Source organism: Streptomyces sp. NPDC127038 (genome assembly GCF_042725875.1).
In the GTDB taxonomy this organism is placed as follows: Bacteria; Actinomycetota; Actinomycetes; order Streptomycetales; family Streptomycetaceae; genus Streptomyces.
Map to the genome: position 1 here is coordinate 79,548 of NZ_JBHXDQ010000036.1, position 9,461 is coordinate 89,008.

Sequence of the window (9,461 nt, forward strand, 5' to 3'; positions counted from 1 at the left end):
CGGGCCCGGAGGAGACTCCGGGCCCGCCCCTCGTCCGTGTACGGGTCAGCTCACGGCGAGCGTGAAGACGTGCAGATCGGCGTCGTCCGGGAGCGTGACGCTCCTGATCGTCCTTCCCTCCGGTGCCGTGAACGGCTTGGTGGCGAAGACGTAGGTGGCCACGGGATCCTTGTCGGCGCCCGCGACATTGCGGTAGGCGGTCCTCGCGACGGTCTCGTTGCCGTACTGGACGGTCCCGCCTCCGCCGCCGACGGTCCAGTCGGTGAAGGACAGATCGACGGAGCCGGTGCCGCCGTCGGTGTACGTGACGGTCGCCGTGGTCCGCTGGTCGCCGTTCACGGCACTGCCGATGAAGGACAACCGGCTCGCCGGGGAGCTCAGTTCGAGGGTCTGGGAGGCGGCCGAGACGTTGTCGGGGCGGCCGGAGGGGGACCTCGGCCAGGTGAAGGCGAGACCGTCCACCGTTCCCGTGCCGCCCGGGGTCAGACCCGCGTCGGCGAGGGCCTGGCGGGAGTAACTCCAGCCGCCGCCGTCGTAGTCGGCCTCGGAGTGATCACCGGTGTCGTCCGAGACGCCGGTGTTGTCGTAGGCCGCGAGGAGCGTTCCGGGGGCCGCGACCGTGAGCGCCACCGGCTGGGTGTACGAGGTGCCGCCGGAGGTCACGGACACCTTGGCGTCGTAGAACCCCTGCTCGGCGTCGTCGGCGGCGGTGAGGACGATCCGCTGGGCACCGTCGCTCACCGTGCCCTCCGCCGGTGTCGCCTTCACCCCCGCGGGCACGTCCACGTGGAAACGGACCTCGGGCGCCGCTCCCCCGCCGAGGGCGAGGGCGCGGATGTCGAGCGCGGTGCTGCCACCGGGGGCGAGCGTGGCGGCCGTCGGACCGACACCGATCTGGTACGGCTGCTCCCCCGTGCGGAAGGAGGGCGGTGCCGCATGCTCGGCGCCTCCCCAGGCCGTGTCGGGTGCCGTGGACAGCGTGTAGTCGAGGGTGCCGCCGTCACGGACGAAGGAGGCCGGGAGCCAGGGCCTGCCGGAGGCGCGGCCGTCCACCCGCAGCGACCGGACGTACGGGGCGTCCGCGGCCGCGCCCCGGGCCCGGATCTCGATGTCCGCGCCGCCCGGGCGCTGGATCTCGATCCTCGGGAACAGCGGCGAGGCCAGGGTCAGTTCGGCGCGGGAGGGCACCTGCGGGTACATCCCGAGCGCGGAGAAGACGTACCAGGACGACATCTCGCCGAGGTCGTCGTTGCCGGGGATGCCCTCGGGCTTCGTCGACCACAGCCGGGTCATCGCCGCGCGGACGGTCTCCTGGGTCTTGTAGGGCGCGCCCGCGTAGTCGTACAGATAGGGCACGTTGACCGACGGCTCGTTGTCCAGCTCGGACTTGTCGCCGCCGCTGCCGCTGAACGCCCAGCTTCCGTCGCTGTTGTGGAAGAACGTGTCGAGACGGTCCAGGGCCTTGGCGCGCCCGCCCATCGCCGCGAAGAGGCCCGCCGGGTCGTGCTGCACCATCCAGGTGTACTGGGCCGCCGTGCCCTCCACGAAGCCGTTGCCGGTCGCGGGGGTGAACCCGGTGACCCAGCTGCCGTCGGCCTTGCGGTCGGCGATGTAGCCGCCGCCGGGGTCGGCCGCGACGTCGAAGTTGTTCTGCCACCACTGGGAACGCCCGGCGAACTCGGCGGCGGTCTTCTTCTCCCCGGCCGCCCGGGCCAGTTGGGAGATCGCGAAGTCCGCGCCGGACATCTCCAGGGTCTCGGCGGCGCCGCCCCAGGCGTTGGACACGGACGGCATGTAGTGGTGGTCGAGGTACTTGTCGAGCGAGGGGCGCTGGCCGGCCGAGAGCACCGGTTTGCCCGCGGGCGAGAGGTCCTGCTCGGTCGGCACGGTCGCCGCCTTCACCAGGGAGGACAGCGCGCCGCGCAGGTCGAAGCCGGTGCCGCCGAAGGCGCGGATGCCCGCGAGCGCCGGCGCCGAGGGGTCGCCGTTCATGACGTGGGTGCCGCTCGCGCCGTGCAGCCAGCGGTCCCAGACTCCCCCGTTCTCACGGGCGAGTTCGAGGAGGGACTGCGCGATGTCGGAGCCGGTGTCCGGGTCCAGCAGGGTCAGCAGCTGGACCTGGGAGCGGTAGACGTCCCAGCCGGAGAAGGTGCCGTACTGGGCCGCGTGGCCCCGGCCGACGGTGTGGACCTTGTCGTCGGGGCCGCGGTATCTGCGGTCGGCGTCGCTGATGACGTTCGGGTGCAGCAGCGCGTGGTAGAGCGCGGTGTAGAAGGTGGTGCGGTCGCTGTCGGTGCCGCCGCCGACGCCGATCGCGCCGAGCCGTTCGCGCCAGGCGCGGTGGGCGGCGCCCCGGACCGAGGCGAAGGAGCGGGACGGCGGGTTCTCGGCCTCCAGGTTGGCGGTGGCGCCCTCCTGACTGACGTAGGAGATGCCGACCTTGACGTTCACCGGGTCGGTGCCGGGCGCGAACTCCACATAGCCGCCGGCCCCCTTGCCCGCGACGGGCCGGCCGCCCTCCTTGAAGCCTCCGGTGCCGCCGCTCGCCTCGGTGGCGCCCGGGCTGAGCCGGTCGTCCTGCCAGGTTCCGGTGGCCTTGAACGCGCGGTCGAAGCGGGCGGTGAAGTACAGGGTGTAGTAGGAGCGTCGGCCCTCCGGGTCGAGGTAGCCACAGAAGTTGCCGGAGGTGACCGAGCCCGAGACCGTCCTGGTCGCCGGATCGATCCGCACGGTCGAATCCGTCGAGCCGACCTCGGAGTTGGCGGTGCGGATCAGCATCGAGGCGGGCTTGTCGGCCGGGAAGGTGAAGCGGCCCGAGCCGGTGCGGGCGGTGGCCGTGAGGTCGGCCGTCACTCCGGAGGCGAGCCCCACCCGGTAGTGGCCGGGCTCGGCCACCTCGTCGGCGTGGTCGAACGCGGAGGCGTAGACGGCGTCCTTGGTGTCGGCCGCCGGGGACGAGGTGACCTCGCCCGCGTACGGGAAGAACGGGATGTCCCCGCTGCCTCCCGCGCATCCCGTGCCGGACATGTGGGTGAGGCTGAAGCCCCGGACGCGGGTGGCGTCGTACTGGTAACCGCCGGGCGCGGCCGTGCGGGTGGCGTCGCCGCGGGTGTTCTCCGGGCTCCAGGAGAGCATGCCGAAGGGCGTGACGGCGCCCGGGAAGACATTGCCCCCGTTCCTGGTGCCGATGAGCGGATCGACGTACGCGGTGGGGTCCTTGACCAGGGTCGTGGTCTGTCGCGGCGCTGGTTCCGGCGGCCCCGACGCGGGTGCGGCGAGGGCCGGGGTGGTGGCGGCGACCGTCAGGGCGACGGCCGGCAGTAACGATGACGGACGGAAACGCATGACGCGGCCCCTCCTCCTTCGGACGGGTCGCGCACCACAGGTCGCACAAGCCGCAGGGACAGTAACGTGCGCCACGGGTACCACGGAAGACCGCCTGCGCCACCCGGGGCGCGCCCCACGGCCACTCCGATGGGGGCCGCGGGATGAAGCGGATCGAGGACGGCCGTCAATGGTGTTGACATCGTTGTCCGTTGAGGCGATAGAGTCTGCGCAGACCGTTCGACAACGTTGTCGCGCACCGCGGTCGCCACAAGCCGCACCATCCCGGGCAGGGCCTCCCCCTCCCGTCCGGGCTCGCGGACCGGGTGGGCCCGAACCCGCCCATCCGGTCCGCCCCGAGCCTCGCCCGTCCGGCCGACCTGACAGGGGTCGTACGGGACCGGGGCGAGGTGGGAGCGACTCCCGGGCGGGTTCCGGTCCGCCGATGGGAGCGCTCCCACCTCACGGGGCAAGGTAGCGCGCCCCGGAACCCCTGTAAACGTCGCGCGCACCGGGCTTCACCGGACCTCACCAGGCGCCGGACCCGCCGGGACCGCGTCCGCCGAGGGCCTCGGCGCGGGTACCGGCCGCAGGGCCGGGAGTTCGAGAGTGAACTCCGTACGGCCCGGAACGCTCTCGGCGCGGACACCGCCGTGGTGCGCCCTCGCGACGGCCGCGGTGACGGCGAGGCCGAGACCCGAGCCGCCGTGTCCGGGAGAGACCCGCGAGCGGGACGCGTCGGCGCGGGTGAAGCGCTCGAAGACGTGGGGCAGCAGGGCGGGCGGGATTCCGGGCCCGTCGTCGTGGACCCGGACCGTGCAGGTCGTCGCCGTGGCCTCCACCGTGGTGAGGACGGTCGTGCCGGGCGGTGTGTGCGCACGGGCGTTGGCCAGCAGGTGCGCCACCGCCCGGCGGAGCCGGGCCTCGTCGCCCGCCACCAGGGCCGGGGTGTCCGGGAGCCGGCCCAGACGCCAGAGGTGGTCCTCCCCCGCGGCCCTGGCCTCCCGCACGCCCTCGGCCACGAGCATCGTCAGGTCCACCTCCGCGGACTCCGGCGGGTGCGTCCGGTGCCCGTCGTCGAGCCGGGCGAGCAGCAGCAGGTCCTCGACCAGGCTCGTCATCCGGGCCGACTCGGCGGACACCCGCCGCCAGGCCGTGGCGGCCTCGGCCGGCCCGGCGCCCCTGGTCATCAGCTCGGCGTAGCCGGAGACGGCCGCCAGGGGCGTACGGAGTTCATGGCTCGCGTCGGAGAGGAACCGGCGCATGCGTTCCTCTCCGGCGCGCAGCCGTTCCTCTCCGGAGCGCAGGTGTTCCTCCTCGCGCAGGTGCCGGGCGTGGGCGGCCTCGGCCCGGTCCATGAGGCGGCCGAGGGCGGCGCCGATCCGGTCGGCCTCGCTGCCGGGGGCCGTACGGCGTCCAGGCACCTGGGCCCGAAGCGCTACGGCGCCACCACGACCGGTGCGGTCCTCGGCGCCCCGCGCCGGTTCGGGCGCACCGTCGCCAGGAGCGGTACCGCAACCGGCGCCAGGACCTCTGCCCTGTCCGGCCACCGGGGCCGGGACCGCCGGGGCGGCGCCGGGGCCCCCGCGGCTCGCGGCCCTGTCGGTGCCCGGAGTCCGGTCGGATCGTTCGTCGCGTTCCCGGGGCGGGCCGGAGAGTTCGACGGCCAGGGCCGTCACCCGTTCGAGCGGGCGGAGTCGATGCCGGAGCACGGCCGCGCAGACGCAGCCCACGGCGGTGGCGGCCGCCGCCGCCGTCACGGCCTCGACGACGGCCAGCCCCCGCAGCGCGTCCTGGACGTCGTCCATCGGGAGGGCGGTGAGCACGGGCCGTCCGCCGCCGTCGAGCACGGCGACGCGATAGGTGCCGAGCCCGGGGACGGCTCGGGTGCGCGGGGAGCTGTCCGTGCCGACGGCGGCGAGGGCCGAACGCTGGGCGGCGCCCAGGTCGCGCGGTCCGCCGGAGCGGCGCACGATCTCGGCCGCGACGACGTTCCCGTCCGCGTCGAGCCGGGCGGAGATCGTGCCGACGGGCTGTCCTCGCCCGGCGGACGGGCCGAGGTCCGTCCCGGCGCCGGGCCCGCCGCCTAGGAAGCCGTCCCGGTCGCGCTCGGCGGCCTCGGCGACCCGCCGGTCCAAGTCGCGCAGCAGAAAGGCGCGTTGCGCGAGCACCGTGGAGACGGCCATGGTCCCGCACACCGCGAGGAGTGCCAGGCCGATGAGGACGGTCAGTCGGGTGCGCAGGGACCGCCCGTCCGGTCGCGTTCGCGGTCGTGCTGGCGGCCGCGTCGACGTTCGCGTCGACCTTGGTGTTGGTGTCGCTGTGGGCGTTGATGTCGGCGTGCGGGCGCCGGGCGAGCTCATCTCCCGCGCTCCAGCGCCCTGTTGGCGTCGGGGCCGGCGTACGAGCGGCCCGCGGCGGACGGCGGGCGTGCGGCCGGCGGCCCGCCGTGGACGATCCGGCCAGGACGAGAGGGACGGACTCGGCCGACACGGACGTGGCTGACAAGAACCCCGGATGCGCCGTACATGGGGCAATCCTGTCGCGGCCCCCTGGGGGAACCCTGTGTTCCACCTGAGCACCGCCGATGTCCTGCGAGGACTTCGGGGTGAGGGCATGGGGGTGAGGACATCGGGGTGGGGAGATCGGGGTGGGGAGTCAGGCACGACGGCGAAGGGCCGCACCCCCGTCGAACGGGGATGCGGCCCTCTGCTCCTGCGGAGCTGCTCTACAACTGCGTCACCGGGAGGGTCAGTTGCGGATCAGGTTGCGCAGCACGTACTGCATGATGCCGCCGTTGCGGTAGTAGTCCGCCTCGCCGGGGGTGTCGATGCGGACGACCGCGTCGAACTCGACGCCGGTGTCGGTGGTGACCTTCACCGTGCGCGGGGTGGTGCCGTTGTTGAGCTCCTCGACACCGGTGAAGGAGAAGGTCTCCTCGCCGGTCAGACCGAGGGACTCGGCCGTGACGCCCTCCGGGAACTGGAGCGGCAGGACGCCCATGCCGATGAGGTTCGAGCGGTGGATGCGCTCGTACGACTCGGCGATGACGGCCTTGACGCCGAGGAGCGCGGTGCCCTTGGCGGCCCAGTCGCGGGACGAGCCGGAGCCGTACTCCTTGCCGGCCAGGATGACCAGCGGGATGCCCTGCGCGATGTAGTTGCGCGAGGCGTCGTAGATGAACGCGACGGGCGCGCCCTCGACGGTGAAGTCGCGGGTGTAGCCGCCCTCGGTGCCCGGCGCGATCTGGTTGCGCAGGCGGATGTTGGCGAACGTGCCGCGGATCATGACCTCGTGGTTGCCGCGGCGCGAGCCGTAGCTGTTGAAGTCACGGCGCTCGACGCCGTGCTCCGTGAGGTACTTGCCTCCGGGGGTGTCGGCCTTGATCGCGCCGGCCGGGGAGATGTGGTCGGTGGTGACCGAGTCGCCCAGCTTGGCGAGGACGCGGGCGCCGGCGATGTCCGAGACCGGGGTGGTCTCCATCGTCATGCCCTCGAAGTAAGGGGGCTTGCGCACGTAGGTGGACTGCGGGTCCCACTCGAAGGTGTTGCCCTCGGGGATCGGCAGCGCCTGCCACTGGGCGTCGCCCGCGAAGACGTCCTGGTAGGACTTGCTGAACATGTCCTCGCCGATGGCGTTCGCCACGACGTCGTTGACCTCGGCCTCGGAGGGCCAGATGTCGGCCAGGTAGACCGGCTTGCCCTCGGTGTCGGTGCCGAGCGCGTCGCGGGTGATGTCCACCTTCATGGAGCCCGCGAGGGCGTAGGCGACGACCAGCGGCGGGGAGGCCAGGTAGTTCATCTTGACGTCGGGGTTGATACGGCCCTCGAAGTTCCGGTTGCCGGAGAGGACCGAGGTGACCGCGAGGTCGTGGTCGTTGACGGCCTTGGAGACCTCGTCCGGCAGCGGGCCGGAGTTGCCGATGCAGGTGGTGCAGCCGTAACCGACCAGGTTGAAGCCGACCTTGTCGAGGTAGGGGGTGAGCCCCGCCTTGTCGAAGTAGTCGGTGACGACCTTGGAGCCCGGGGCGAGGGTGGTCTTGACCCACGGCTTGCGGGTCAGGCCCTTCTCCACGGCCTTCTTCGCGACGAGCGCGGCGGCGACCATGACGTACGGGTTCGAGGTGTTGGTGCAGGAGGTGATGGCCGCGACCGTCACCGCGCCGTGGTCGAGCTCGTAGGTCGAGCCGTCGGGGGCCGTGACCGTGACCGGGTTGGACGGGACGCCGTTGGCGGCGGCCGGGGAGTCGGAGGCCGGGAAGGACTCCTTGCCCGCCTCGTCGTCGTCGGCGACGTAGTTGCGCACGTCGCTCTTGAACTGCTCGGCGGCGTTCGCGAGGACGATGCGGTCCTGCGGGCGCTTCGGGCCGGCGATGGAGGGGACGACCGTGGAGAGGTCGAGCTCCAGCTTCTCGGAGAAGTCGGGCTCGGCGGCCGGGTCGAGCCAGAGGCCCTGCTCCTTGGCGTACGCCTCGACGAGCGCGAGCTGCTGCTCGGAGCGGCCGGTGAGCTTGAGGTACTTGATGGTCTCGCCGTCGATCGGGAAGATCGCGGCGGTGGAGCCGAACTCCGGCGACATGTTGCCGATGGTGGCGCGGTTGGCCAGGGAGGTGGCGGCCACACCCTCGCCGTAGAACTCGACGAACTTGCCGACGACACCGTGCTTGCGCAGCATCTCGGTGATGGTCAGCACGAGGTCGGTGGCGGTGGTGCCGGGGGTGAGCTCACCGGTCAGCTTGAAGCCGACGACGCGCGGGATGAGCATGGAGACCGGCTGGCCGAGCATCGCGGCCTCGGCCTCGATGCCGCCGACGCCCCAGCCGAGGACGCCCAGGCCGTTGACCATCGTGGTGTGCGAGTCGGTGCCGACGAGGGTGTCGGGGTACGCCTGGCCGCCTCGGACCATGACCGTGCGGGCCAGGTGCTCGATGTTGACCTGGTGGACGATGCCGGTGCCCGGGGGGACGACCTTGAAGTCGTCGAAGGCGGTCTGGCCCCAGCGCAGGAACTGGTAGCGCTCCTTGTTGCGGCCGTACTCCAGCTCGACGTTCTGGCCGAAGGCGTCCTTCGTGCCGAACTTGTCGGCGATGACGGAGTGGTCGATGACCAGCTCGGCCGGGGAGAGCGGGTTGACCTTGGCCGGGTCGCCGCCGAGCTCCTTGACGGCCTCGCGCATGGTGGCGAGGTCGACGACGCAGGGCACGCCGGTGAAGTCCTGCATGATCACGCGGGCGGGCGTGAACTGGATCTCCTGGCTGGGCTGGGCCTGGGAGTCCCAGCCGCCGAGCGCACGGATGTGGTCGGCGGTGATGTTCGCGCCGTCCTCCGTGCGGAGCAGGTTCTCCAGCAGCACCTTCAGGCTGTACGGAAGGCGAGCCGAGCCTTCCACCTTGTCCAGCCGGAAGATCTCGTACGACTCGTCGCCCACGTGCAGCGTGCTGCGGGCGTCGAAGCTGTTCGCCGACACGACAGTCTCCTTCATTGATGTGCGCGTTCCCACCGCATCCTGCCGCCACGACGCCGTGACCGATCCGCTAAGGTAAGGCTAAGTTAGGTAACCCTTACCGATGGATCGACGGCGGCGTGCTGCTGCGGTACGCCTCGGCAGATATCTCGATGTCGAGATAACTCTAGTGCATGGGGGCTGACAGGTCATGCCCGCACGCCCGCATGTCCGTTCCGTTCCGATTGCCCCACGGCACCAGCCTCCCAGGGGCGGAGCCAACCCGCCCTCCCGGGAGGAGGCGTGACACCCCGAAGCCGACGAGGGGGCACACCCTGCCCGTTCCGGGGTACCCGGTGTGCGCCGGGAACGTCCCGGCGCGACGACACAGGGGGGCACCCATGCCGCTCACCTTCCGCAAGAGCTTCCGCATCTTTCCCGGGGTCCGGCTCAACATCAACCGCAAGTCGTGGTCCATCACCACGGGCGGACACGGCGGCCCGAGGTACACGCACAGCAGCACCGGCCGCAGGACGACGTCGATGGACCTGCCGGGGCCGTTCGGGTGGCGCAGGACGACACGTAAGGCAAAGTGAATAAAGAGCGACAAAGCGACCATCGTCGACGAACCGTCACGGAAGGGTTCCTTCACGGCATTCATCGTCCCGCGCGGGTGTCGCGGCGCCGTCCGGCAC

4 protein-coding genes are annotated in these 9,461 nt (G+C 72.1%); 1 reads left to right on the plus strand and 3 read right to left on the minus strand.

Features of this window, described 5'->3' with window-relative positions; genetic code table 11:
- Positions 1 to 45: 45 nt before the first annotated feature.
- From ACFWI4_RS24010 to acnA, 3 genes are all read right to left on the minus strand, one after another.
- A complete protein-coding gene (locus tag ACFWI4_RS24010; protein ID WP_387199680.1) occupies positions 46 to 3,345 on the minus strand; it encodes a GH92 family glycosyl hydrolase in 3,300 nt (1,099 codons plus the stop codon).
- Positions 3,346 to 3,842: 497 nt separating this feature from the next.
- The gene (locus ACFWI4_RS24015; RefSeq protein WP_387199683.1) at positions 3,843 to 5,510 is read right to left on the minus strand and encodes a sensor histidine kinase; all 1,668 of its coding nucleotides are present in this window, start codon (positions 5,508 to 5,510) and stop codon (positions 3,843 to 3,845) included.
- A 565-nt stretch (positions 5,511 to 6,075) separates the two neighbouring features.
- Entirely contained in the window at positions 6,076 to 8,790 is a 2,715-nt protein-coding gene (gene acnA, locus ACFWI4_RS24020) for an aconitate hydratase AcnA (protein WP_387199686.1), read from the minus strand.
- Positions 8,791 to 9,167: 377 nt separating this feature from the next.
- On the opposite strand from acnA, the gene ACFWI4_RS24025 reads away from it, so the two are divergent.
- A complete protein-coding gene (locus ACFWI4_RS24025; protein WP_385394289.1) occupies positions 9,168 to 9,362 on the plus strand; it encodes a DUF4236 domain-containing protein in 195 nt (64 codons plus the stop codon).
- The last annotated feature ends 99 nt before the right edge of the window (positions 9,363 to 9,461 follow it).